The organism is uncultured Caballeronia sp., assembly GCF_964243625.1.
In the GTDB taxonomy this organism is placed as follows: Bacteria; Pseudomonadota; Gammaproteobacteria; order Burkholderiales; family Burkholderiaceae; genus Caballeronia.
In genome coordinates, this window is sequence record NZ_CAXTGZ010000026.1 from 1 (window position 1) to 23,005 (window position 23,005).

A 23,005-nucleotide genomic window follows, 5' to 3' on the forward strand; every position below is an offset into this window, starting at 1 on the left:
TTATCCGCCGGTGCAGAAAGCGCACCCGCCGCTGTGGTTCGGCGGCTCGTCGCCTGCCGCGCACGAGATTGCGGCCGATCATATCGACACGTACCTGACGTGGGGCGAACCGCCGGCCGAAGTCGAAAAGAAGATCAACGATATTCGCCGCCGCGCAGCCGACAAAGGCCGCAAGATCAAGTTCGGCATTCGCCTGCATGTGATCGTGCGCGAGACGGAACAAGAAGCGTGGGCGGACGCGGACAAGCTCATCAGCAAGCTCGACGATGAAACCATCCAGCGCGCGCAGGCATCGTTTGCAAAGATGGATTCCGAAGGCCAGCGTCGCATGGCTGCGTTGCATGGCGGCCAGCGCGACAAGCTCGAAGTCTATCCGCACTTGTGGGCCGGCGTCGGACTCGTGCGCGGTGGCGCGGGCACGGCGCTCGTCGGCAATCCGGAGCAGGTTGCGGGCCTGATGAAAGAATACGCGGCGCTGGGTATCGATACGTTCATCTTGTCCGGCTATCCGCATCTGGAGGAGTCGTATCGCTTTGCAGAACTCGTGTTCCCGCTGTTGCCGCGCGAGCAGAAAGAGCCCGCGTCGGGCCCGTTGTCGGGACCCTTTGGCGAAATCGTGGGGACGTCGTATTTGCCGCGTGCATCGCAGAGCTGAAACGGGGAATCACAATGAACGGATCATTTCTTCGACGCGCAGGCATGCAGGCAGCGCCCTGGCTCGTGCCTATCCTGATCCTGGTTGCATGGGAGCTTGCAGCGCGAACCGGCGGCTTGTCGTCGCGTGTCTTGCCCGAGCCGCTGGCAGTCGTCAAGGCCGCGTGGGAGCTGATCCAGTCGGGCGACATGTGGGCGAACGTGAAGGTCAGCGCATGGCGTGCATTGACCGGTTTTGCGATCGGCGGCGGTATCGGTTTCGTGCTCGGGCTGGGGACAGGTCTCTTCAAACCGGCTGAGGTTGCGCTCGACTCGACCGTGCAGATGATCCGCAACATCCCCGCGCTTGCAATGATCCCGCTGGTGATCCTGTGGTTCGGCATTGGCGAGGAAGCCAAGCTGTTTTTGGTTGCGCTCGGCGTGTTCTTTCCGGTCTACACGAATACGTATCACGGTATTCGTTCCGTCGATGCCGACCTGATCGAAATGGCGCGCAGCTACGGGCTTACAGGTTTTGCGTTGTATCGCGACGTGATATTACCGGGGGCGTTGCCGTCCATTCTCGTCGGCGTGCGTTTTGCGTTCGGCCTCATGTGGGTGATGCTGATCGTGGCGGAAACCATCTCGGCGCAATCGGGTATCGGCTATATGACGATGAACGCCCGCGAGTTCCTGCAGACGGACGTGGTGGTGGTCGGCATCCTGCTCTACGCGCTGCTCGGCAAGCTTGCCGACATGCTCGCCAAATCCATCGAGCGCGCCACGCTGCGCTGGCATCCTGCGTATCAGAAGGGAGCAAAATCGTGACTTCAGTTCTTTCATCGCTGTCATCGGATAGCGTTGCGTTTGCCAACGACGAACCGCGCGTCATCACGCGTGAACGCACACCGCCGTTGCCTTCGCTGCGTCCGAATCCTGCGGACATGGCCGTCGCGCTTCAGGGCGTCGACAAACATTTCGGCGCGCGCAAAGTTCTCTCCAATTTTGATTTTGCTATCGAGCGTGGCAGCTTTGTATCGATAGTCGGACGCAGCGGCTGCGGCAAGTCCACGCTGCTGCGCCTTATTGCCGGGCTCGAGAAAGCGACCGGCGGCGTGGTGAGCCGTAACGCGGCAGAGGGATCGAGCGAATTGCAGACCCGCATCATGTTCCAGGACGCGCGCCTGCTGCCGTGGAAAAGCGTGCTGCAAAACGTGATGCTCGGCTTGCCGAAATCGTCGCGTGAGGACGCACGCGCGACGCTGGCCGAAGTCGGTTTGAGCGCGCGTGAAGGCGACTGGCCTGCGCAACTTTCGGGCGGTCAGCGCCAGCGTGTGGCGCTTGCTCGCGCGCTCGTGCATCGGCCGGACCTGCTGTTGCTGGATGAACCGCTTGGCGCGCTGGACGCCTTGACGCGCATTGAAATGCACGCGTTGATCGAGCGTCTGTGGCGCGAGCATGGCTTTACTGCGTTGCTGGTTACGCACGATGTGCAGGAGGCTGTGGCATTGGGCGAGCGCATCGTGCTGATCGAAGAGGGCAAGATTTCCTTCGATGCCGCCATCTCGCTCGCGCGCCCACGTTCGCGCACGGCAGAAGGTTTCGCGGAGCTGGAAGAGCAGTTTCTGTCGCGTGTGCTGAAGCACGGCGCACAGGTCAGCTAGACAACGTATTCATCACATTTTGCCGATGTCGACCGGCCCCGGCATGACTCACTCAAACAGGGAGCATCACATGGGCATCACAGCAATCAACGTACGCAACCAGTTCAAAGGTCATATCAAGGAGATCATCCGCGGGTCGGTGGTATCCGAGGTGGATGTAGAGACGCCACACGGCATCGTGACGTCGGTGATCACGACTCGTTCAGTCGATGAACTCGAATTGAAGGTCGGCAGTGAAGTCATCGCATTCGTGAAGTCTACGGAAGTATCGATTGCACGGCTTTAAGGGATCCAAATGCAAAAGGGGCGAACCAAGGTTCGCCCCTTTTTATTCAGCGCCAGCTTTGACTAGAAGGCCGGAATGATCGAGCCTTTGAACTGCGTATCGATATAGTTCTTCACATCCGGCGACTCATACGCCGACACCAGCTTCTTGACCCAGGGCGCATTGCGATCCTTCTCGCGCACCGCGATCAGGTTGGCATACGGGCCCTTCAGATCTTCAATGGCGATCGCATCCTTGGTCGGCGACAAGCCGGCCTTCACGGCGTAGTCGGTGTTGATGGACGCAGCGGTGAGGTCATCCAGCGAGCGCGGCAACTGCGCCGAATCGAGTTCGACCAGTTTGATGCCCTTCGGATTTTCAACCACGTCGAGCGGCGTTGCGTTCACGCCGTCCTTGCCCACGCCTGCCTTCAACTTGATCACGCCATTCTTTTGCAGCAGCAACAGTGCGCGATTGCCATTGGACGGGTCGTTCTGAATGCCGACCTTCGCGCCTTGCGGCAAGTCCTTCAGTGACTTGATCTTCTTCGAGTAGAAACCCATGGGCGCCACGTACGTCAGGCCCACGTTGACGATCTTGTAGCCGCGCTGCTTGACCTGGCTGTCGAGAAACGGCTGGTGCTGAAAGCCGTTTGCGTCCAGGTCGCCCGCATCGAGTGCTGCATTGGGCTGAATGTAATCGTTGAATTCGATCACCTTGATCTTGAGGCCTTCGCGAGCCGCGACCTTCGATACTTCGGTCCAGATCTGCGCGTCGGGGCCGCTCATGGTGCCGATGCGCAGCGGCGCATCTTCAGCGTGGGCGGTGCCGAATACGGCGCCAAGCGCGGCGAACGCGACGCTTGCAAGGATAGTTCTACGATGCATATTGAAACTCTTTCTGGTTAGCAGGGCCGCATCGTCTCACGACTTGCGCGGTGTTGGAACGAATCTGTTTTCATGTGGTTATGCAAATTCGAAAGGATGCTTCAGAACCTGCTTCACGCCCGAGGCAGGCGCCGGTTATCGATCCACATGCGCGCCCAGCGCGCCGCGTAGGCCACGGCAAGATCGGATTCGAAGAAGTAGTCGAGGGCGTCGAATACATAGGCGCGTTTTTGCAGCGACGCTTCGTCCTGAATGACGAGGTTGGCGGCGAACAATCCGCTGGGCAGCGGCTGTGCGGCGGGAGCGACTTCATAACCCTTGTAATGCATGTCTGTTTGATCTCCGGTACTCGATGCAATGGAACGCATGTGCCCAGATTAGCCAGCGGCGCCTGCCAACGGAACCAAGCAATTGGCAGAAGCAAAGCCGCTCCCAAGGGGAATAGGAAAGAAGCAAATGTGGCGTAGGTCTTGCGCGGGTTTGCGGTCGTGGCTACCGAATGATCGGCAGATATGGAAATGAATAAAAGATGGTATCCGCGCGATTAAGTTTCGCCTACCTTATAAAAGCGGTGGCCGTTTGCTCCGCGCCGGCCAGCGTTCAAGGAGAACTGCGATGTCAGAACAGAAAGCCCTTTTCAGGAGCTGGGGCAGCGACGTGCTGCGCAAGTGGCATGCACGGCGATTGGCTGCTGCAAGTCAGGCCAGGGAAACCGCGCGTGAGCCGTATCACCTTGAACGCATTGCGTCATGTGCATGCAGCGGCTATTTCCATATGGGGTATGTGGTGGATTCTTTCGTATTCACCCCGGAGTTGCCGTTCAAGGACTGACGCAAACGGTGTGCAACTTCAATAATGATCAGACATTCATGTGCCCTGAGTGGAACGCGTTTTATTGAAGTCAGATGACATCGAGGCAGTTGCTGCGGTCGTGCGCTGCCAGTCGCACATGCTTTTTCGACTGCTCGACACAACTCAGCCAGCGGTCACACGCCGCATCCAGAGTCTCGAGAAAGTGCTCGGCGTTGAATTGCTACAGGCAAACCAAAAAGTCAACGCGCAGTATCGAGTTCCGCAATAGCCTCGCGCGCATTGAACGCCAGCGCGAACTGCGCAGCTTGCCGGCCGACGGTTGCGAGCTGATCGGCGACTTTCGGATCGGAGCAGGTATCGATGGTTTCGAACCGCGTTTCCAGCGAATTGACGGCCGCGCCATACGGCGTCGGCCAGCCGCGCAGCGCATGCACGATTGAACGCAGCGACGTCAGCACTGCGCCGCCGCCTTGCCATCCATAAGCCGTCACCACGCAGCCGACCGCCCGGCCGTCGAGATAGGGGCGTCTGTCGTCGCGCAGTTCTTCCAGCGTGTCCAGCGCGTTCTTGACGAGTCCCGAGACGCCGCCGTGGTATCCGGGCGTCCCGATGATCACCGCGTCCGCTTCGCGCACGGCTTCGATCAGTTCGATCTGCGCTTCGGTGCGTTCCTTGTGTTCGGGCGCGTAGTGAGGGAGGCTGTGCAGGAACGTGCCGCCGAAGAGGCGCGTGCGCGCGCCCTCGGCTTCAGCGCCGTTCAAGGCAACGCGAAGGGCGCGTTCGGTCGATGAAGCCGCGCGGGTCGTGCCGCCAATGCCAACCACGAGCGGGCGGCGAAATTCGAAGCTCTTCAACGAAATACTCCCAGTAGTGCGGCGGGACTGCGCCTGTGCATACGAACGCAGCAGATTATTAAAACATTTTAACGACCGATTTTCCCTGATGGAACCGAGCTTTGCTTGAATCGATATCCGTTTTACGTATTTCGGCGCACATTTCTCGCCCGGAAAGCCGCGCCGCAAGGCGCTCATATGCTTAAGTAATTAGCCCTTCGCAATTGATTATTAAGGCGGCGGCGCAGGTTACGTTAAACTTTCGCCTCTCCAGAACCAGGGATGAACGGCGGCCGGCTTGCCCGAGCGATGTTGCTCAACGGGGAGTTCGTCGCTTTTTTTCGTTTACATGATCGAAATTCGCAATCTGTCGCAGCGTTTCGCGGGCCCACGAGGCTGGATCGAAGCGTTGCACAACGTCAATCTGACGATACCGCCGGGCGAAGTGTTCGGCATCATCGGGCGCAGCGGCGCCGGTAAAAGTACGCTGGTACGCACCATCAACCTGCTGACACGGCCTAGCGAAGGCAGCGTGATCGTGGACGGCCACGACCTCACCACGCTCTCTGCCGCGCAGTTGCGTACGGCTCGCCGCGACATCGGCATGATTTTCCAGCATTTCAACCTGCTGTCGTCTCGGACCGTGTTCGACAACGTCGCGCTGCCGCTCGAACTCGCCGGCATGAAGCGCGGCGAGATCGAGGCGACCGTGCTGCCGTTGCTGGATCTGGTCGGCCTGACCACACAGAAGGACCGCTATCCGTCGCAGATCAGCGGCGGCCAGAAGCAGCGCGTGGGTATCGCCCGGGCGCTGGCGAGCAAGCCCAAGGTGCTGCTATCGGATGAAGCCACTTCCGCGCTCGACCCTGAAACAACCCGCTCGATTCTCGATCTGCTGCGCAAGATCAACAAGGAACTTGGTCTCACCATCGTCCTGATCACGCACCAGATGGATGTGATCAAGCAGGTCTGCGATCGCGTCGCCGTGCTCGATGCCGGCCGTGTGGTCGAAGAAGGCAACGTGGTCGAAGTCTTCATGCAGCCGCATCACGAAGTCACGCGTGCATTGATCGGCGATGTCATCGCGCACGAATTGCCGCCCGCGTTGAAAGCGCGTGTAACCGAGCGCCTGAAGACTGGCGGTCATTTGCTGCGCCTGGCCTTCACGGGGTCCGGCGTGGATCAGCCGATTCTCTCCGAGACCATCCGCCGCTTCGAGCTGGATTTCAACATCCTGCACGGGCAGATCGATGAGATCCAGGGCCAGGCGTTCGGTTCGCTGGCCGTGCTCGCGGGCGGCCAGCCGGTGAACGTCGCCGAGGCGATAGCGTACTTGCGTGAACAGGGTGTGGTGGTGGAGGAGATGTCTCATGTTGAGTGAAATGTTCGATATGTTCGTCCAGTCGTTCTGGGAGACGCTCGTGATGGTGGGCATTTCCGGGCTGGTCGGCGCAGCGCTGGGCTTGCCGCTCGGCGTGCTGCTTTACCTTACTGACCGCGACGGCGTGCTGCGCAATCTCGGCGTGAATCGCGTCATGGGCGGCGTTGTGAATGCAGTGCGTTCGACACCGTTTATCATCCTGCTTGTTGCGGTGATTCCGTTCACGCGGCTGGTGGTGGGGTCGTCCATTGGCACCATGGCGGCCGTTGTGCCGCTGACCATCGCGGCTGCACCGTTCGTTGCGCGCCTTGTCGAAACCGCGCTGCGCGAAGTCGATCGCGGCCTGATTGAAGCAGCACAGGCAATGGGCGCCACGACAAGCCAGATCGTGTTCAAGGTGTTGTTGCCGGAATCGTTGCCGGGCGTGGTCGCGGGTTTGACCATCACGTTCGTGTCACTGGTCGGCTATTCGGCGATGGCCGGCGCGATTGGTGGCGGCGGTCTCGGCGACCTCGGGATTCGTTATGGTTATCAGCGCTTCCTGCCGGAAGTGATGCTGACCGTGGTCGTGATCCTGATCGTGTTCGTGCAACTGGTGCAGTCATTTGGCGACTGGCTTGTGCGTCGTCTCAGTCATAAATAAATTTCTATAGAAAGCTCAGGGGTTAGTCATGCAACGTCGATTCATTTTCAAGCTGGCCGCCGTGATCGGCGCAGCGGCACTGTTCACCAACGTCGCCCAGGCCGACGAAACCATCAAGGTCGGTGTAACCGGCGGCCCGCATGCGCAGGTCATGGAAGTGGTCAAGCAAGTCGCCGCGAAGAACGGCTTGAACATCAAGATCGTGGAGTTCGCGGACTACGTGCAGCCGAACGCGGCCCTGGCTTCGGGCGATCTCGATGCCAACAGCTATCAGCACGCGCCGTATCTCGACGCGCAAGTGAAGGACCGCGGTTACAAGATCATCAAGATCGCCGATACCGTCACGTTCCCGATGGGCATCTATTCGAAGAAGTACAAGTCGCTGGCGGCGTTGCCTGCAGGCGCGCGCATCGCGGTGCCGAACGATCCGACCAACGGCGGCCGCGCGTTGTTGCTGCTGCGGAAAAACGGCCTGCTGAAATTGCGCGCCGATGCGGGTCTGAAAGCAACGCCGCTCGATATTGTCGAGAATCCCAGGAAGCTGAAGATCGTCGAACTCGATGCCGCGCAGATCCCGCGTTCGCTCGCCGACGTGGACGCGGCCGCGATCAACACGAACTTCGCGATGGAAGCCGGTTTGAAGCCGAAGCAGGACGCGATTGCGATTGAAGATCCGAACGGCCCCTACTCGAACATCATCGCCATTCGCGCCGCCGACAAGGACAAGCCTTGGGTTGCGAAGCTGGTTGCCGCGTATCACTCGGCGGCAGTCAAGCAGTTTATCGAAGGGAAGTATGCCGGTGCGGTGATCGCTGCCTGGTAACTGGACATTCCGTCGTGGAAAAAAACGCGCTCTCTCCCGAAAGGGTCAGGGCGCGTTGTACTTCTGGGTCGCTCCGAGGGTAAACGCCGAGATTTTTCGAGGCCGTCAGAAAGCAGGCAGAAGGCTTGGACTTCTTATACTGGCCGTACATTAGAACAAGATACCGGCTTGGTACTAAAGAAGGAGACGCTTCGCATGATGTTGTTTCGCCGCCTGTTCACGTCAGCTTGCATGGCTGCGCTGCTTTGCGCCGCGACGTCCGCGCACGCGGAGAAGCTGACGCTGATGGCGGGTGGCACCTCCAAGATCGTCTATCTGCCGCTGGTTCTTGCCTCGCAACTCGGCTACTTCAAGGACGAAGGCCTCGATTTCGAAATCATCTCGCAACCGGCCGGCGTCGATACCGCGACGGAACTGCTGGCGGGCGCGATCCAGGGCGCGGTGGGTTTTTACGATCACACCATCGACCTGCAGAGCCGCGGCAAGGAAGTCGAAGCGCTGGTCGTATTCAACAAGAGCGCGGGACTGGTCGAGCTGGTATCGAAGAGATCAGCTTCGGGATTTCGCAGCATGGCCGATGCAAAAGGCGCGACGCTCGGCGTGACCGGACTTGGATCGTCCACTTATTTCCTGACACGTTTTCTCGCGGCGCGCGCCGGGTTGTCACCGAAGGATTATTCCGTATTGCCAGTTGGATCGGACGACAGTTTTATCGCGGCGATGGAGCAGGGACGCATCGATGCGGGCATGGTCGAAGAGCCCAGCGCCAGCCGCTTGCTGGCAAGCGGTCGCGCAACCGTGCTGATGGATATGCGCAGCGTCGAAGGCACCACGTCCGCACTCGGCGGCGCCTACGCAGGTTCGTGCTTCTACGCTCAGCGCTCGTGGGTCAACACGCATCGCGATCAGGCGCAAAAGCTCGTGCGTGCGCTGGTGCGCTCGCTTGCTTTCATAGCGTCGCATAGCGCAGAAGACATCACGGCCCGGTTACCGCCGGATTTCTACGGACAGGACAAAGCGCTTTATATCAGCGCGCTCAAGACCGCGATTCCAACCTTTACGCGAGACGGACGCATGCCCGACGAGTCGCCCGCTGCAGTGCTCAACGTTCTCACGCGCGTCAATTCAACGCTCGATCCGCGCCATATCGACTTGTCGAGGACGTACACCAATGAGTTCGTGGATCGTGTGAAGCTCAGCGCGAAGTAATTCCCGGAGACGAAAATGAAAGCGATAGGTATTGAACAGTACGGCGGTCCCGAAGTCCTTATTCGTAAGGATATCGAAGTACCTCAACCAAAAGAAGGCGAGGTGCTCGTGAAGGTCAGGTGCGCCGGCATCAATTTCATGGACATTCATACGCGGCAGGGCAAGTACAAGACGTCACGGACGTATCCGGTGCGTCTTCCGTGCACGCTCGGCATGGAAGGCTCCGGCGACGTGGCGAAGCTGGGTGCGGGCGTTACATCGTTCGATCTTGGTGACCGCGTGGCCTGGTGCATTTCGTGGGGCGCATACGCAGAATACGCCGTCGTTCCCGCCTCGCGTCTAGCGCATATCCCGGATTCCATTGCCTACGATCTGGCCGCCGCCGCGATCTTTCAGGGGTCGACGGCGCATTATCTGATCGACGATGTGGGGCAGATCAAGGCAGGCAGCACGTGCCTGATCCATGCGGCATCGGGTGGTATCGGCCAGTTGCTGGTGCAGCTCGCGAAGCGGCGCGGCGCGACTGTTTTCGCGACAACCAGCAGCGAGTCCAAGGCGGAGGTCGCGCGCAAGCACGGCGCCGATCACGTGATGCTCTACGACAACGGACGCTTCGCCGATCGCGTGCGTGAAGCAACGGACGGCAAAGGCGTGGACGTGGTGTACGACGCCGTAGGCCGCAGCACGCTGCGCGACAGCTTTCGTGCGACGCGCGTTCGCGGTCTCGTTGTCAATTATGGGTCGGTGGCGGGGTCGCTGACGGACCTCGATCCTATCGAGCTGGGCGAAGCCGGATCGTTGTTCCTGACGCGTCCACGGCTGGCCGATCATCTCGCCGATGCCGAAACCGTCCAACGCCGCGCGAGCGACGTCTTTGCGGCGCTCGCCGATGGTTCCCTCACGATCGGCATCAGTTGCCGCTATACGCTCGACAACGTCGAAGAGGCGCATGCGCAACTGGAAGAACGACGCCAGCTTGGCAAGTCCGTAGTGATGATCGGATAGCCGCACGCGTTTGACATTTTTTATCGGCGCTACGTAGCTCGGCGCGATGCATCCCTAAAGAAGGCTCCTCCATGTCCTCACACGCAAAGTCTGCCGGCGAGTCGAAAGCCAAGGCGGTTTTCCGCGTCGTCAGCGGTAACTTCCTCGAAATGTACGACTTCACGGTCTACGGGTATTACGCCTCGGCCATCGCCAGAACCTACTTCCCGGGCGGCAGCGAATTCGCATCATTGATGCTCGCGCTTTCGGTGTTCGGCGCCGGTTTCCTGATGCGGCCGATCGGTGCCATCGTGCTCGGCGCGTATATCGATCATCACGGTCGCCGCAAGGGCTTGATCCTCACGCTGACCCTCATGGCGATAGGCACGGCCTGCGTTGCCTTCGTGCCCGGGTATGCCACCATCGGCATGCTGGCGCCGGTTCTCGTGCTCACGGGGCGCTTGCTGCAAGGGTTCTCGGCGGGCGTGGAACTGGGCGGGGTATCGGTGTATCTGTCCGAGATCGCGACGAAAGGGAACAAGGGCTTTTTCTGCGCGTGGCAGTCGGCCAGCCAGCAAGTCGCGGTGGTGGTCGCGGCGTTGCTCGGCGTGATCCTGAATCAGGTGGTCTCGGCCGAACACATGAGCACATGGGGATGGCGCGTGCCGTTCCTGATCGGTTGCCTGATCGTTCCATTCGTTGTGTATATCCGCCGGTCGCTGAAGGAAACCGATGAGTTCATCGCCCGCAAGCATCATCCGGCGATCAGCGAAATCATGAAGTCGATGGTGCAGCATCGCGGCCTGGTGCTCGCGGGCATGGGCCTCGTGATCATGACGACCGTCTCGTTCTACATGATCGCCGCCTACACGCCGACGTTCGGCAAGGAAGTGCTCAAGCTGTCGTCGCGGGACGCGCTGCTCGTGACAGTGTGCGTGGGTTTGTCGAACTTTTTATGGTTGCCGATCTCCGGCGCGGTGTCGGATCGAATCGGACGGCGTCCGGTGTTGCTGACCTTCACAGTCCTCGCAGTTCTAACGGCTTATCCGGCGGTTCAGTGGCTGGTCGCCGAACCTTCGTTCGGACGTTTGCTCGGGGTCGAGTTGTGGCTGTCGTTTCTTTACGCCTGGTACAACGGCGCGATGATCGTGGCGCTGACCGAGATCATGCCGGCCGAAGTCAGGACCACGGGGTTCTCGATTGCGTACAGCCTTGCATCGACGGTTGGCGGATTCACGCCGGCGATCTCCACCTACCTGATTCACGTGACGGGGAACAAGGCCGCGCCCGGCATCTGGATGGGGCTCGCGGCGGCTTGCGGGCTGGTGGCGACGTTGGTGCTCTACCGGACGGCGCAGGCGCGCAGGCAATATAAACTCGCGTAATGTGTTTTTCCCTTTGGGGCGCATGCCGCGCCTCGGGGCAAAAATTCACGAATAACGCGGTGACCGTAATGAAGCTACTGCTGGTCGAGGACAACGAGCAACTCGCTCACTGGCTCGCTAAAATCCTGGAAGACGATGGTTTCGTGCTCGATCGCGTGAGCGACGGCGATGCCGCAGACCGGTTCCTGCGCACCACGCGCTACGACGTCGTGCTGCTGGATCTGAACCTGCCGAACCTGTCGGGCAAAGGTGTGTTGCGGCGCTTGCGCGAACGCGGCGACGACACGCCCGTGCTGATCCTCACAGCAAGCGGTTCCGTCGATGAAAAAGTGATCTGCCTGAGCGCCGGCGCGGACGACTACGTGGTCAAGCCATTCGACGCACGCGAACTGGTTGCGCGCGTCAAGGTGCTGGTGCGGCGGCAACTGCCGTCGCGCTCGAACAGCGTGCGTTGCGGCGATCTTTCCTACGATATCGACCGGCGGCAATTTTCGGTTTCCGGCGAGACGCTGAACCTGACGCCACGCGAACACGCCGTCCTCGAAACGTTGATCCTCAAGGCCAGGAAGACGGTATCGAAACCGATGCTGGCGGACTCTCTCGGCAGTTCGACCACTCATACCAGCGAAGACGCGATTGAAATCTACGTGTCAAGGCTGCGCAAGAAGCTCGAAAAAAGCACCGCGACGATCATCACCCTGAGAGGTCTGGGTTACCTCTTGCAAGCCGGCGACGATGACGAATAGCCTGCGTTTGCGCTTGCTGCTCTGGCTGCTGTTGCCGCTTACGGTGTACGTGTTCGCGGCCGGGTTCATGGCGCGTGAAAGCGCGCAGAAAACGGCGAGCCTGATTCAGGACAACGCGCTCCTTGCGTCCGCCCGGGTCATGGCAGGCGATGTCAAATGGGACGACAGCGACCTGCACGCCGACATCTCGCCGAGCGCCATCGAAATCCTGAGTTCGCCCTATGGCGACCGCGTGTTTTTTCGCATCAGGGTGATCGACGGTCTTCCGATTGCGGGAACGTCCGATCTCGAGCAAGTCGAGCCGGCCATGTCGCCGGGATGGTACGACACGCAAGTCGATGGCCAGCCGGTGCGCGCGGTATCGATCATTCGCCCCATGTATGACTCGGGCGAGAGCAAGCGCATCCTGGTGTCGGTCGGCAGGACCGAGCTGGAACGCGACGCGCTCGCGGCCGACCTGTGGCGGCCGCAATTGCTGCATTTCGCGGAGATCATCGGGATTGCCGTCGTGCTGGTGTGTGTGGGCCTGACCTACGAATTAAGGCATTTGATGGCCTTGACCAAGGACGTGCGCGATCGCGCGCCGAGCGAGCTCGTCCCCTTGCGTTCGGCGCATCTGCAAAGTGAATTGCGGCCTATCGTCGATGCCATCAATCAATGCATTGCGCGCATCGAGCGTCAGACGGCCATGCAGCGCCGTTTCATTTCCCATGCCGCACATCAGTTGCGAACGCCGCTGACGCTGCTCGGCGCACAGTTGCAATATGCGCGCCGGCATGACGATCTTGCGACGGTCAAGGAGACCTTGTCGGCCATGCACAAGAGCAACGGCGCACTGGTTTCGTTGACCAACCAGTTGCTTCTGCTTGCGCAGGCCGAGACCGCGGACTACAGTCATTTCGAAGGGGAGCGAGTCGATCTGCGCGAGGTCGCGACGACGGTCATCGAAGAATTGGCGCTGCTTGCGGAGCGTCGCGAGATCGAGCTCTCGGCGCAGCTCGCCGACAACACGTTCCTGCTGGGCAATGCGCGCCTGCTGTCCGTGCTGGTTTTCAATCTCATCGATAACGCCATTCGATACACGCCGCCATCAGGACACGTGTCGCTTCTGATCGAGCGGCGTGACAAGTCGATCCTGCTGCTCGTGACCGACGATGGTCCGGGCATTCCAGCCGATGTTCGCGACCGTGTATTCGAGCCTTTCTTCAGAGCGTCTGCCGAGGAGGGCAGTGGACTGGGTCTTGCCATCGTGCGAGAGATCGTGCGGGCGCATCGTGCGCAAATTCGCATGGACGATGGTCCTGGCGGGAAGGGACTTGCCGTGCACATCGAATTTTCAGCTTGAGGGGCAGGAAGTCGCACAAGAAAAAACGCGCGGACTCGATGGCCGCGCGTGCGTTGTACCAGACGAAGGCTTTTCAGCGCGTCAGCTTTCTTCAGCCCACGCCATGTTTTCCCGCGCCATCAATGCCGACGATGCCGCCGGTCCAAACGTCCCCGCCGTATAAGTACGTGGACGATCGTTCAGTTCTTTCCAGCCATCCAGAATGGGTTCGACCCACGCCCACGCCGCTTCGAGTTCGTCACGGCGCATGAAGTGCGTCAGGCGGCCGCGCATCACATCGATAAGCAAACGCTCGTACGCTTCCGCGCGACGCTCGGTGAACGCCTGTTGCAAATCGAGGTTCAGGTTCACGGGCAGCATATGCATGCCGCTGCCGGGTTCCTTCGCGAGCATTTGCAGCTGGATCGATTCCTCGGGTTGCAACTGGATGATCAGACGGTTGCCGTAATTACGCGGACCGCTCGGGATGATCGAAAACGGCAGGTCGGCGAATTCGATCACGATTTCCGATTGTTTCTTCTGCAACCGCTTGCCGGTGCGCAGGAAGAAGGGCACGTTCGCCCAGCGCCAGTTGTTGATATGCGCGCGAATGGCCACGAAGGTTTCCGCGCGGCTGTCCGCCGGCACGTTGTCCTCTTCCATGTAACCCTTCACCGGCTCGCCGCCGATTGCGCCCGGGCTGTACTGCCCGCGCACGGTATCGCGGGCAATATCGGCGACCGTCATCTTGCGCAGCGAGCGCAGCACCTTGAGCTTTTCATCGCGTACGGCGTCCGGATCGAGCGATACCGGCGGCTCCATGGCCACGATGCACAACAGTTGCAGCAAGTGGTTCTGCACCATGTCGCGCAACGCGCCGGTCTGGTCATAGAAGCCCGCACGGCTGCCAACGCCCACTGTTTCGGCCACGGTGATCTGCACGCTCTTGATGTACGGCGCTTGCCACAATGGTCCGAAGATCGCATTGCCGAAGCGCAGCACCATCAGGTTCTGTACTGTTTCTTTGCCGAGATAGTGGTCGATACGATAAATCTGCGCTTCGGCGAAATGACGTCCCACCGACGAATTGATCGCCTGTGCCGACGCGAGATCGTGGCCCAGCGGTTTTTCCAGCACGACGCGCGAGTTTGCGTCGACGAGACCGGACGCCGCGAGGTTGTCGCAGATGGTCGTGAAGAGTTCCGGTGACGTCGCGAGGTAAAACACGCGGCACACGTCCTTGCGCGCCACTTCAGCGAGGTTCAGATAGTCGCCCGGCTGATCGATGTTGATGCGCACGTATTCGAAGAGGCTCAGGAACGTGTCCCACGACTGCGGGTCGAGCGCTTTGGCGTCGACGAACGGTTTCGATTGTTCCTGCACGAACTGTACGTACTGCTCGCGCGACCAGTCACGGCGGCCAATGGCGATGATGCGTGTTTGCGGGGGCAGGTTGTCATGCAAGTGCGCCATATACAGCGCAGGCAGAAGCTTGCGTGCGGACAGGTCGCCGGCGCCGCCGAAGATGATCATGTCGACGGGCAGGTCGGGCGCAGCTGAAGGAGTTTGAGTGGTCATGGCGCGTAGGGGAATCGCAGGTTGATGCAGTCAAATTTGCGCTCTGTAAGAGCGGCCTTTTACGACGCTGAGTATGTCGTTATACCAGTTACGCCTGGATCGGGCTTTTATGGCAATGTTGAAGGCGGTGTACGTAATACCGTAGCTTGCCGGATGAATATTTCAAGAATACGAGAGATAAAGCGTCCGGGCGGTCGGGATAAGCGCTTCGGTTCCGGCTGTGCAGACCAGTGTAGGTAGACGGGCCGCCCTTGGCAACCTGCTTGCGATTCGAGCGGACTCGCATACGGTTGGCCGTGCGCGCCCGCAGAAAAACACCTTAAATCCAGCCGCTTTCCCTGAATACGTCAAGCACCTTGTCGAGCGTGGGAACGATTGCATCGGGGACGTAATCGGGCAACAGCGTCCGGCCGGTTCGCCGGTCGATCCAGATGCATCGGAAGCCGATTTCACGCGCGGCCGCGTGGTCCAGATGCGGACTCGCGCAGATATGAACCACGTCGTCCTTGCTGACTCCCAGCGCCCGGTACGCATGATTGAAAATGACAGGCGAGGGCTTGTACGCGCCCGCCTGCTGCGCCGTGATGACCCGGTCGATGCACCCGTCCAGTTGCGCCACATTGCCGGCGATAATGTCGTCGTCCGTATTAGAGACGATGCACAAATTGAAGCCTGCATCCTTCAGCGCCCGGAGCGTCGCGACCACTTCCGGAAACGGCGGCATGGCGGAGATGCTGCCCGTAAGCACTTCGATATCCGATGCTTGCGCCGGCAATCCCAGTTCGGTCATCGCAAGCCGCAACCCGTCGCCTGCGACTTCACGAAACGAGCGATGCGGTGTCAACTGCTCCAGGTGATGCTCGTGCCGGTCATATACTTCGATCAGTTCATCGACGTCCGTTCCGCTTTCACCCTGTTTCGCGAGGATCGTCGAAACTGCGGCGCGCAGGCCCTCGTCCCATTGGATCAGCGTGCCGTAGCAGTCGAAGGTCAGCCAGATCGGCCGCGATGTTTGCTTGAGGTTCATTGTTTGGGTCCGTGGTCCAGGAGATCGACTTGAACACAGTTTCGAGTTTGGTGGTTCAGTTAGCAAGCGCGTTGCATTAGCCTCGGAAATACCGGATGCGGCCGTCGCCGATATGTTCGTATCTAAAGGCGAGATCATCAAGGCCTGCAAGAAGCGATCTGCAAAATTCGCCGAGCCCTTGAAGCCTGCCTGTCAGGGCTCGGCGCAACTTCCTCAAGCCACGAAATATCCGTAGGGCGCATCGAGAAGCGGTGCCGGCACTTCCTCTGCGCACGGACAGTTTCATGGCCGAACTCTTTAGGTAGAAGACCCATTCTCGTTGGGTGCCGCTTGCAAAATCAGTCGCGCGAGCCGAAAACATTTTCGTCATAATCACGAAAATCGCTCAAGCAGTCTTTGCAATAAAGCCGTGTATTTTCCACTGTCTGAATTCAATGATCAAACTCGATGACCTGCTTATCTTCGTGACGGCCGCAGACAGCGGCAGCCTGTCGGCGGCCGCGCGTCAACTCAATTTGACGCCGTCGGTGGCAAGTGTCGGGCTCAAGCGGCTGGAAACGGAACTGGGCGTCAGGCTGCTCGCGCGTTCGACACGCAGCTTGCGGCTTACACCGGACGGCGAGCGCTATCTGCAATACGCCCGCAATGTCATGGGCGAAGTGGAGGCGGGGCGGCATGCGGTGGCGCGAGGCCGCAAGGCGATAGGAGGGACGGTATCGTTATCGATTCCATCCGACCTTGGACGCCACAAGCTGGCGCCCTGGCTCGATGAATTCCAGGAAAAACATCCCGACGTCACGCTGCAGATGCGGATTGGCGATCGTGTCACCAACATGTTCAGCAACCCCGTCGACCTTGCGGTCCGATATGGGACGCCCGAGGATTCAACGCTGATTGCATTGCCGTTGGCGCCGGAGAACAGGCGGGTATTGTGCGCGTCGCCGGCGTATTTATCGCAGCATGCTTACCCGCTCGTCCCCGAGGACTTGCTCAAGCATAATTGCCTGCGCTTTTCGCTGAGCGATACCGTTCATGACCATTGGATGTTTTATTCCGATGGCGAACCGGTGTCGGTGAATGTACGCGGCAATCGCAGCAGCGATGACGGAGAACTGGTCCGTCGATGGGCGGTCGCCGGGCAGGGTCTCGCGTATAAATCAAGAATCGATGTGCTTGCCGATCTGCGTAGCGGCGCGCTTCAGGCTTTGTTGACCGAGCTGGAAGGCGAGAGCGCGCCGCTGAGCCTTGTGTGTGCGCATCGGCTGATGCTTTCTCCCACGATCAACGCATTGCGCGATTTCTTGCAACAGCGGATCGCGCTTTATTTAGCGGGACCCGCCTGAAGCAACTTGTTCAAACCACTGCCGCCAGCCCCAGCGTGAAGACCAGCGCGGTCACGGAAATGATCGTCTCGCAGACGGTCCACGTCTTGAAGGTCTGCGTCACCGTCATGCCGAAGTATTCCTTCACCAGCCAGAAGCCACCGTCGTTGACATGCGACAGGATCAGCGAACCTGCGCCCGTTGCAAGCACCAGCAGTTCAGGGCGTACGCCGGTTGCGGTCGTTGCGGCCGCTGCCGCTATCGGCGCAATGATGCCCGCCGCGGTGGCCATGGCGACGGTGGCAGAACCGGTCGCTACGCGAATCAGCGCGGCCACGAGCCATGCAAGGATCAGGAGCGGCACGTGCGCACCGGTCGCGACATCCACGATCGCCTTTGAGGCACCGCTGTCGATCAGGATGCGGCCGAAGCCCGCACCTGCGCCCACTACAAGCGTGATGCTTGCCGTAGGTGCGAGACACTCGTTAGTGAATTTCAGAATCGAGTCGCGATTGAAGCCGCGTGCGGAGCCGAACGTATAAAAGCTCAACAGCACTGCGAGCAGCAGCGCCATGTCGGGATGACCGATCAAACGCAACACGTTGTTCAGTGTCGACTTGGCCGGTGCGATCAAATCCGCCCAACTGCCGATCAGCATCAGCAACACAGGCAACAGAACCGTCAACAGCGTGATGCCGAAGCTGGGCAATTTCTGCGCGGCACGTGCTGCGTCCTGTTCGATGAACTGCTTCGCCATCGGGTTGACGCCTTCCAGCACGACGAACTTCGCGATCAGTTTTGAGAACAACGGACCCGCAATGATGGCCGTGGGAATGCCGACGATCAGCGCGTAGAAAATCGTATGCCCGATGTCCGCGTTATACGCAGTCACTGCAAGCAGCGCGGCGGGGTGCGGCGGAATCAGGCCGTGCACGACTGAAAGACCCGCGACCATCGGAATCCCGACGCGGATCATCGACGTGCCGGTGCGTTGCGCGACGTTGAACGCAATTGGAATCAGCAGCACGAAGCCGACTTCGAAGAACACGGGCAAGCCGACGAGAAACGCGATACACATCATCGCCCAGTGCACATTCTTCGGGCCGAACAAATCGATCAGCGTGCGGGCAATGCGTTCAGCGCCACCGGACTCGGCCATCATCTTGCCGAGCATGGTGCCCAGGCCAACGACAATCGCAATGTGTCCGAGCGTCCCGCCAACGCCGGTCTCGAATGACTTGAGAATCGACGTCATCGGCATGCCGACGGCAAGCGCGAGCGCAACCGACACCACCATCAGCGTAATAAACGGATTGAGCTTGAAACGCGCAATCAGCACGACCAGCGCGATGATCGCGATCAACGCGTAGACAAGTAACAGACTTCCCTGGACAGTCGCCATGGAGGCTCCAAGATATCGATCGGAGGAGGGCCGGGCCAAGCGGAATGCATGGCCCGGCGTGCTGGATTAGAACTTGTGGCGAATGCCTGCGACGGCCACGATCTGGCCGTTGTTGCTCGACGGATTCGTGACGCCTTCAACCCAAGCCTTCGCGCCGGACGAACGCTGGTAGATGCCGTTCAGATAAACATCGGTGGTCTTCGACAGGAAATACTCGCCGCCCAATGCGAGCTGGTTGTAGTGCGCATTCGCCGCCGTGGCCGAACTGCTGTTCTGGCTCGTATAGATATAGCCGAGCGACAGCAACGTGGCCGGGGTGAACTGATAACGCACGCTTGCTTCGTAGTTCGCGAAGCGCAGGCTGCCGCCCGTCAGCAGGTCGAAGTGCGAGTTCGTATAGAGCAGCGCGACCGTCGCCGGTCCGAATGCATACGCGCCGCCCGCGCCCCACACCTGGTTGCGCGCGACGTTGCTGATGATCGACGAGCTGGTGCTGTAGTAGTTGTCGGACGGCGCCGCACCGGCCGTGTTCGATGCAGGACGATTCACGAGCGAGTAAGCGGCATCGAGACGAACGGGGCCGGCAGCATAGTCGGCGCCTACGCTCCATGCACGGTTGTTCGCGAAGTCGCCGGCGGTGTTCGAGAACGCGTACATGGCATTCGCCGTCAGACCGGCAATCGTGGGCGTGGTGTACTTGACTGCGTTGCTCGTGCGATACGTGTTGTTCAGGTCGTCATTGTCATAGATGGCGTTCCCATACTGGCTCAGCGCGCCGACGCCATTGATCTGCAGGTTCGACAGGTAATCCTGCGCGCTGTTGTACTGGCGCCCAAGCGTGATCGATCCCGCTTTGTTGTTGCTCAGCGCCACCCATGCGCTGCGGCCGAACATGCGTCCGCCCTGACCCGATGCACCGGATTCGAGACTGAAACCATTTTCGAGTTTGAACGACGCCTTGTTGCCGCCGCCCAGGTCTTCAGTGCCCAGCAGACCCCAGCGTGAACCCTGGACGTTGCCTTGCGTCGCCTGATAGGCGCTGCTGCCTTTTTGATTGTTGGTGTAGGTGAAGCCTGCATCCACGATACCGTAGAGCGTCACACCGCTTTGCGCAAAAGCGGCATGCGCGAAGCTTCCGGTCACGGCGACGGCGATCGCCGTGCGAAGAATCTGCTTGTGCATCTGGGTTTCCTCTGGTCGAAAGAAGGCGCCCGCCGATGAATTTTTGTTATCTTCGGAAGGCGTAAGGATTACTAAGCGTGCAAAGTGAAAGAACGCCGGAAATCAATCCGGCGCAGCGGTCATACAAAGAAAGCGTGAAAAAAAAGCTCAGTCCGGCCAGTTGCGTCCGGAAAGACGCCGTGCATCGCGTTGATGGAACGGTGTGATCAAAGGTTGCGCTGCGCGTTGTGCGCGCTCAAGCTCTGCAAGCAGGCGTTCAAGAACGATACGTTCCTGTCCAGGATGCAGATTGCACGGATCGATGAAAAAGAAATTCAGCTCGGCTTCATGGTCGCGAACGATCACGGGAATGCTGCCCGCCGGAGGATGCGACAGGGCATCGGCGAGATCCCATGCACTGAGACGCGCGTCGCGTGAATCGATGGAAAGCTTCAGGCGGTCGAGCGGATTGCCGGTCGGATCGGCATCGATTTCAGCGCGGATGCCGGGACGTCCGGCAAGGCCGGTGATCCACAGATCGAGGTAACTGCGCTCGCGTGCGCGCACCGCCGCATGATCGCGATGCTGCCATTGTTCAAGCGCGGCGATCGCGCCCGCGATGCCTTCCTTGCCAACCTTCATGCCGCGGCCTATGCCGCCATTCTGGAAATACGCGGCACGTACCAGCGTTTTCTTGCCTGCCACAATCCCGGCAGTCAAACCGCCGAGGAACTTGTGCGCCGAATACAGCACGAGATCGGCGCCGGCCGCGATGAAGCGCGTGAGGTCGTACTCGGAAGCTGCATCGACAATGACCGGCACGCCCTTCGCATGCGCTTCGGCGATAAACTCTTCGAGCTGGATCAGCCCGAACTGCACGGTGTGGTGCGAGACCACGTAAAGCGCTGCGGTAGTGCGTTCGGTGATGGCCGATGCGAGCTGGTACCCATGCGCTTCGGTGGCGGCGCCCACGGGCACGACGCGGGCGCCGGCCAGGCGGATCGCCTGATCGATGGGTGCGCCATAATTGACGAGGTGGCCCGTCTGGATGACGACCTCGTTGCGCAGATCGCTCGTGTCGGGCAGACGCTCGATCAGGCCGACGTCGTCGCCGGTCATGGTCGCGGCAATGGTGAGGGTGATCGCCGCTGAACACGACGCCGTCACGTAGCCGCTTTCGCTGCCGCAAGCCTGCGCGATCGCGGCCGATGCCTTGCGCTGCAAATCATCGATCTCGACGAACTGCGGCAGGATCGAAGCCACGGCGTCAATGACCGGCTGCGCCACGATGGACGCGCCAAGACTTGTCATCGTGCCGTTCACGTTGATGACCGGGCGCAGACCCAGGCGAGAATAAAAATCCATCGTGCGGCTCCTGATGTTCCTTTATTATGGAACATATGTTGTAATTGTGTATTAGATTAGCATACGATCTGCCTGCGTCAACTAGACAAAAACAATCAGCCTGAAGGAGCGCAATGACCCGCAAGCCCCGTGAACCTGACGCGGATGTGGCATCAGCCGGTACGGATGGCGCCGCCCCGCGCACCCGCATGAGCGCGATCGATCGTGCAGTGCAGATCTTCGACGCGTTGCAGGAAGCCAACAGGCCGACCACGGCGTACGAGATCGCGCGGATTGTCGGTGCGCCGCTTTCCACCGTCTATTCCATCATCAACGACCTAGTCGAGAAAAATCTCCTTGCGCGCACGCCAGAGGGCGCCATCTGGCTCGGCTCGCGCTTGTATGGCTATGGCTTGACCTATGCGAGTTCGCTCGACTACCTCGCGGTCGCGCACGAAGAAATGAACCGGCTTTCGGCGCACGTCGGCGAGACGGTGCAGGTCTGCGGGCTCGAAGAGGGAATGATGGTCGTGCTGCAAATGGCTGAAGGGCCGGGGCATTTCCGGGTGACATCGCGCGTGGGTAGCCGTGTGCCGCTTAACTGGACCGCGTCCGGTCGGTTGCTCGTCGGACATCTGCCAGACGCGGAACGTGTCGCGTATTTTGCTCGGCATGCGAAATCATCTCCGACTGCACGCGCCGAAACGCGGCCCGATGTACTCGCGCGCATGGCCCGCGAAGCGCTCGACGCGCGCCTGTCCATTCAGATCGGCGAGTCGGATGCTTCGGTTGCATGCCTTGCTGCACCGGTACTGGATCAGGCCGGCGATTGCGTCTTCACCATATCGATCGTGATGCCCGAAGCGAAAGCGCTTCAGAGTACTGAACAATTCGGCGATGAGCTAAAAGTGGTTGCCTCTCGCATTGAAACGCGCCTCGGCTGGCATCGGCGCGCAACTGAATTCGTGGCTTGAGCGCCGGTTGTCCGGTCTTTTGTCCCCTTGTCCTCAACACCTGAAAGAGAACTGACGCAACATGGTATTTTCGACTGAGATGAACTGCTACGACCGACTGCGGGCCCGCGGATTGAAGCTTCAGGCCGTGCCCGCGCCGATAGGCAACTTCACTCACTGCACGCGCGAAGGCAATCTGCTGTTTTTATCGGGGCAAGGACCGCTCGACAGTACCGGCCGTCTGATGAAAGGCAAGGTCGGTGACGACGTCACCACCGACGAAGCGTATGACCACGCGCAACTCGTGGGCCTCAACCTGCTCTCTGTGCTGCATGCCGAACTGGGCGATCTGAACCGCGTGACGCGCATTGTGAAATTGCTTGGCATGGTCAACGCAACGCCGGATTTCGCAGATCATCCGCGCGTGATCAACGGCTGCTCGGACCTTTTCATCGATGTATTCGGCGACGCCGGCCGGCATTCTCGTTCAGCGGTCGGCGTTGGCTCGCTGCCCGGCAATATCACGGTAGAAATAGAAGCGATCGTCGCGATTCGGGACTAAGTTGTGGCTTCTCCCCCGGGGAAGCGACTTTGTCATTGGCGCGTGATCACGACCTCCAGGTATTCG

25 protein-coding genes are annotated in these 23,005 nt (G+C 60.0%); 17 read left to right on the plus strand and 8 right to left on the minus strand.

The window, feature by feature from the left end; genetic code table 11:
• The 4 genes from ACFFAR_RS03165 to ACFFAR_RS03180 form a co-directional block, all read left to right on the plus strand.
• Positions 1–655 (plus strand): LLM class flavin-dependent oxidoreductase (locus ACFFAR_RS03165; RefSeq protein WP_375507509.1); only part of this gene is annotated, 655 nt, incomplete at its 5' end.
• 14 nt (positions 656–669) lie between these two features.
• Positions 670–1,461, plus strand: a complete 792-nt coding sequence (gene ssuC / locus ACFFAR_RS03170; protein ID WP_062172432.1) for an aliphatic sulfonate ABC transporter permease SsuC — start codon at positions 670–672, stop codon at positions 1,459–1,461.
• Positions 1,458–2,297, plus strand: a complete 840-nt coding sequence (locus ACFFAR_RS03175; RefSeq protein WP_375507510.1) for an ATP-binding cassette domain-containing protein — start codon at positions 1,458–1,460, stop codon at positions 2,295–2,297. Before ssuC ends, ACFFAR_RS03175 begins: the two co-directional genes overlap by 4 nt.
• Positions 2,298–2,367: 70 nt before the next feature.
• Positions 2,368–2,583 carry a molybdopterin-binding protein gene (locus ACFFAR_RS03180; protein ID WP_056365821.1) on the plus strand — a complete coding sequence of 72 codons (216 nt, stop codon included), beginning with the start codon at positions 2,368–2,370 and terminating at the stop codon, positions 2,581–2,583.
• Between the two features lie 62 nt (positions 2,584–2,645).
• Here the strand turns inward: ACFFAR_RS03180 and ACFFAR_RS03185 are convergent, their stop codons facing one another.
• Both ACFFAR_RS03185 and ACFFAR_RS03190 read right to left on the minus strand, forming a co-directional pair.
• Positions 2,646–3,449, minus strand: a complete 804-nt coding sequence (locus ACFFAR_RS03185) for a MetQ/NlpA family ABC transporter substrate-binding protein (protein ID WP_174362467.1) — start codon at positions 3,447–3,449, stop codon at positions 2,646–2,648.
• Positions 3,450–3,562: 113 nt separating this feature from the next.
• Complete coding sequence (locus ACFFAR_RS03190; protein WP_062002721.1) at positions 3,563–3,778, minus strand: hypothetical protein; 216 nt, start codon at positions 3,776–3,778, stop codon at positions 3,563–3,565.
• Between the two features lie 286 nt (positions 3,779–4,064).
• On the opposite strand from ACFFAR_RS03190, the gene ACFFAR_RS03195 reads away from it, so the two are divergent.
• A complete protein-coding gene (locus tag ACFFAR_RS03195; RefSeq protein WP_062002722.1) occupies positions 4,065–4,280 on the plus strand; it encodes a hypothetical protein in 216 nt (71 codons plus the stop codon).
• Between the two features lie 118 nt (positions 4,281–4,398).
• Positions 4,399–4,530 (plus strand): LysR family transcriptional regulator, encoded by a 132-nt coding sequence (locus ACFFAR_RS03200; RefSeq protein WP_375507511.1) that lies wholly within the window; start codon positions 4,399–4,401, stop codon positions 4,528–4,530.
• Here ACFFAR_RS03200 and ACFFAR_RS03205 read toward each other — a convergent pair.
• Positions 4,502–5,116 carry an NADPH-dependent FMN reductase gene (locus ACFFAR_RS03205; RefSeq protein WP_062003648.1) on the minus strand — a complete coding sequence of 205 codons (615 nt, stop codon included), beginning with the start codon at positions 5,114–5,116 and terminating at the stop codon, positions 4,502–4,504. The genes ACFFAR_RS03200 and ACFFAR_RS03205 overlap by 29 nt on opposite strands.
• Positions 5,117–5,444: 328 nt before the next feature.
• On the opposite strand from ACFFAR_RS03205, the gene ACFFAR_RS03210 reads away from it, so the two are divergent.
• The 8 genes from ACFFAR_RS03210 to ACFFAR_RS03245 all read left to right on the plus strand — a co-directional run bounded on the left by ACFFAR_RS03210 (position 5,445) and on the right by ACFFAR_RS03245 (position 13,611).
• On the plus strand, positions 5,445–6,476 hold the full coding sequence (locus tag ACFFAR_RS03210; protein WP_062172435.1) for a methionine ABC transporter ATP-binding protein: 1,032 nt from the start codon (positions 5,445–5,447) through the stop codon (positions 6,474–6,476).
• Positions 6,466–7,119 carry a methionine ABC transporter permease gene (locus ACFFAR_RS03215; RefSeq protein ID WP_062002724.1) on the plus strand — a complete coding sequence of 218 codons (654 nt, stop codon included), beginning with the start codon at positions 6,466–6,468 and terminating at the stop codon, positions 7,117–7,119. Before ACFFAR_RS03210 ends, ACFFAR_RS03215 begins: the two co-directional genes overlap by 11 nt.
• A gap of 28 nt (positions 7,120–7,147) precedes the next feature.
• Positions 7,148–7,942 (plus strand): MetQ/NlpA family ABC transporter substrate-binding protein, encoded by a 795-nt coding sequence (locus ACFFAR_RS03220; RefSeq protein ID WP_174362468.1) that lies wholly within the window; start codon positions 7,148–7,150, stop codon positions 7,940–7,942.
• Between the two features lie 195 nt (positions 7,943–8,137).
• Positions 8,138–9,151, plus strand: a complete 1,014-nt coding sequence (locus ACFFAR_RS03225; RefSeq protein WP_174362469.1) for an ABC transporter substrate-binding protein — start codon at positions 8,138–8,140, stop codon at positions 9,149–9,151.
• A gap of 15 nt (positions 9,152–9,166) precedes the next feature.
• Entirely contained in the window at positions 9,167–10,156 is a 990-nt protein-coding gene (locus ACFFAR_RS03230) for a zinc-binding dehydrogenase (protein ID WP_174362470.1), read from the plus strand.
• A 71-nt stretch (positions 10,157–10,227) separates the two neighbouring features.
• Positions 10,228–11,520, plus strand: a complete 1,293-nt coding sequence (locus ACFFAR_RS03235) for a tricarballylate/proton symporter TcuC (RefSeq protein WP_174362471.1) — start codon at positions 10,228–10,230, stop codon at positions 11,518–11,520.
• A 68-nt stretch (positions 11,521–11,588) separates the two neighbouring features.
• Positions 11,589–12,266: a response regulator transcription factor gene (locus ACFFAR_RS03240; protein ID WP_062002729.1), complete on the plus strand. Its 678-nt coding sequence runs from the start codon at positions 11,589–11,591 to the stop codon at positions 12,264–12,266.
• Positions 12,256–13,611: a sensor histidine kinase N-terminal domain-containing protein gene (locus ACFFAR_RS03245; protein WP_174362472.1), complete on the plus strand. Its 1,356-nt coding sequence runs from the start codon at positions 12,256–12,258 to the stop codon at positions 13,609–13,611. The genes ACFFAR_RS03240 and ACFFAR_RS03245 overlap by 11 nt, the downstream gene beginning before the upstream one ends.
• Positions 13,612–13,692: 81 nt before the next feature.
• Here ACFFAR_RS03245 and zwf read toward each other — a convergent pair whose 3' ends face one another.
• Positions 13,693–15,168: a glucose-6-phosphate dehydrogenase gene (gene zwf, locus ACFFAR_RS03250; protein WP_062002731.1), complete on the minus strand. Its 1,476-nt coding sequence runs from the start codon at positions 15,166–15,168 to the stop codon at positions 13,693–13,695.
• Between the two features lie 319 nt (positions 15,169–15,487).
• Positions 15,488–16,195: a haloacid dehalogenase type II gene (locus ACFFAR_RS03255; protein ID WP_174362473.1), complete on the minus strand. Its 708-nt coding sequence runs from the start codon at positions 16,193–16,195 to the stop codon at positions 15,488–15,490.
• A gap of 434 nt (positions 16,196–16,629) precedes the next feature.
• Between ACFFAR_RS03255 and ACFFAR_RS03260 the strand changes: the two genes are divergently transcribed.
• Positions 16,630–17,538, plus strand: a complete 909-nt coding sequence (locus ACFFAR_RS03260; protein WP_174363927.1) for a LysR substrate-binding domain-containing protein — start codon at positions 16,630–16,632, stop codon at positions 17,536–17,538.
• Positions 17,539–17,548: 10 nt separating this feature from the next.
• Here the strand turns inward: ACFFAR_RS03260 and ACFFAR_RS03265 are convergent, their stop codons facing one another.
• The 3 genes from ACFFAR_RS03265 to ACFFAR_RS03275 all read right to left on the minus strand — a co-directional run bounded on the left by ACFFAR_RS03265 (position 17,549) and on the right by ACFFAR_RS03275 (position 21,445).
• Positions 17,549–18,919, minus strand: a complete 1,371-nt coding sequence (locus tag ACFFAR_RS03265) for a gluconate:H+ symporter (RefSeq protein ID WP_174363928.1) — start codon at positions 18,917–18,919, stop codon at positions 17,549–17,551.
• A 66-nt stretch (positions 18,920–18,985) separates the two neighbouring features.
• Positions 18,986–20,101 (minus strand): porin, encoded by a 1,116-nt coding sequence (locus tag ACFFAR_RS03270; RefSeq protein ID WP_062002736.1) that lies wholly within the window; start codon positions 20,099–20,101, stop codon positions 18,986–18,988.
• Positions 20,102–20,248: 147 nt separating this feature from the next.
• Positions 20,249–21,445, minus strand: a complete 1,197-nt coding sequence (locus ACFFAR_RS03275; protein WP_174363929.1) for an aminotransferase class V-fold PLP-dependent enzyme — start codon at positions 21,443–21,445, stop codon at positions 20,249–20,251.
• 113 nt (positions 21,446–21,558) lie between these two features.
• On the opposite strand from ACFFAR_RS03275, the gene ACFFAR_RS03280 reads away from it, so the two are divergent.
• Both ACFFAR_RS03280 and ACFFAR_RS03285 read left to right on the plus strand, forming a co-directional pair.
• Positions 21,559–22,398 (plus strand): IclR family transcriptional regulator, encoded by an 840-nt coding sequence (locus ACFFAR_RS03280; protein ID WP_062172446.1) that lies wholly within the window; start codon positions 21,559–21,561, stop codon positions 22,396–22,398.
• A 79-nt stretch (positions 22,399–22,477) separates the two neighbouring features.
• Positions 22,478–22,939 carry a RidA family protein gene (locus ACFFAR_RS03285; RefSeq protein WP_375507512.1) on the plus strand — a complete coding sequence of 154 codons (462 nt, stop codon included), beginning with the start codon at positions 22,478–22,480 and terminating at the stop codon, positions 22,937–22,939.
• Positions 22,940–23,005 lie beyond the last annotated feature (66 nt).

Coding starts and splice junctions, on each gene's coding strand:
- ssuC (WP_062172432.1), top strand. CDS start 670: ATGAACGGATCATTTCTTCGACGCGCAGGCATGCAGGCAGCGCCCTGG.
- ACFFAR_RS03180 (WP_056365821.1), top strand. CDS start 2,368: ATGGGCATCACAGCAATCAACGTACGCAACCAGTTCAAAGGTCATATC.
- ACFFAR_RS03185 (WP_174362467.1), bottom strand. CDS start 3,449: ATGCATCGTAGAACTATCCTTGCAAGCGTCGCGTTCGCCGCGCTTGGC.
- ACFFAR_RS03190 (WP_062002721.1), bottom strand. CDS start 3,778: ATGCATTACAAGGGTTATGAAGTCGCTCCCGCCGCACAGCCGCTGCCC.
- ACFFAR_RS03195 (WP_062002722.1), top strand. CDS start 4,065: ATGTCAGAACAGAAAGCCCTTTTCAGGAGCTGGGGCAGCGACGTGCTG.
- ACFFAR_RS03200 (WP_375507511.1), top strand. CDS start 4,399: ATGCTTTTTCGACTGCTCGACACAACTCAGCCAGCGGTCACACGCCGC.
- ACFFAR_RS03210 (WP_062172435.1), top strand. CDS start 5,445: ATGATCGAAATTCGCAATCTGTCGCAGCGTTTCGCGGGCCCACGAGGC.
- ACFFAR_RS03215 (WP_062002724.1), top strand. CDS start 6,466: ATGTTGAGTGAAATGTTCGATATGTTCGTCCAGTCGTTCTGGGAGACG.
- ACFFAR_RS03220 (WP_174362468.1), top strand. CDS start 7,148: ATGCAACGTCGATTCATTTTCAAGCTGGCCGCCGTGATCGGCGCAGCG.
- ACFFAR_RS03225 (WP_174362469.1), top strand. CDS start 8,138: ATGATGTTGTTTCGCCGCCTGTTCACGTCAGCTTGCATGGCTGCGCTG.
- ACFFAR_RS03230 (WP_174362470.1), top strand. CDS start 9,167: ATGAAAGCGATAGGTATTGAACAGTACGGCGGTCCCGAAGTCCTTATT.
- ACFFAR_RS03235 (WP_174362471.1), top strand. CDS start 10,228: ATGTCCTCACACGCAAAGTCTGCCGGCGAGTCGAAAGCCAAGGCGGTT.
- ACFFAR_RS03240 (WP_062002729.1), top strand. CDS start 11,589: ATGAAGCTACTGCTGGTCGAGGACAACGAGCAACTCGCTCACTGGCTC.
- ACFFAR_RS03245 (WP_174362472.1), top strand. CDS start 12,256: ATGACGAATAGCCTGCGTTTGCGCTTGCTGCTCTGGCTGCTGTTGCCG.
- zwf (WP_062002731.1), bottom strand. CDS start 15,168: ATGACCACTCAAACTCCTTCAGCTGCGCCCGACCTGCCCGTCGACATG.
- ACFFAR_RS03255 (WP_174362473.1), bottom strand. CDS start 16,195: ATGAACCTCAAGCAAACATCGCGGCCGATCTGGCTGACCTTCGACTGC.
- ACFFAR_RS03260 (WP_174363927.1), top strand. CDS start 16,630: ATGATCAAACTCGATGACCTGCTTATCTTCGTGACGGCCGCAGACAGC.
- ACFFAR_RS03265 (WP_174363928.1), bottom strand. CDS start 18,919: ATGGCGACTGTCCAGGGAAGTCTGTTACTTGTCTACGCGTTGATCGCG.
- ACFFAR_RS03270 (WP_062002736.1), bottom strand. CDS start 20,101: ATGCACAAGCAGATTCTTCGCACGGCGATCGCCGTCGCCGTGACCGGA.
- ACFFAR_RS03275 (WP_174363929.1), bottom strand. CDS start 21,445: ATGGATTTTTATTCTCGCCTGGGTCTGCGCCCGGTCATCAACGTGAAC.
- ACFFAR_RS03280 (WP_062172446.1), top strand. CDS start 21,559: ATGACCCGCAAGCCCCGTGAACCTGACGCGGATGTGGCATCAGCCGGT.
- ACFFAR_RS03285 (WP_375507512.1), top strand. CDS start 22,478: ATGAACTGCTACGACCGACTGCGGGCCCGCGGATTGAAGCTTCAGGCC.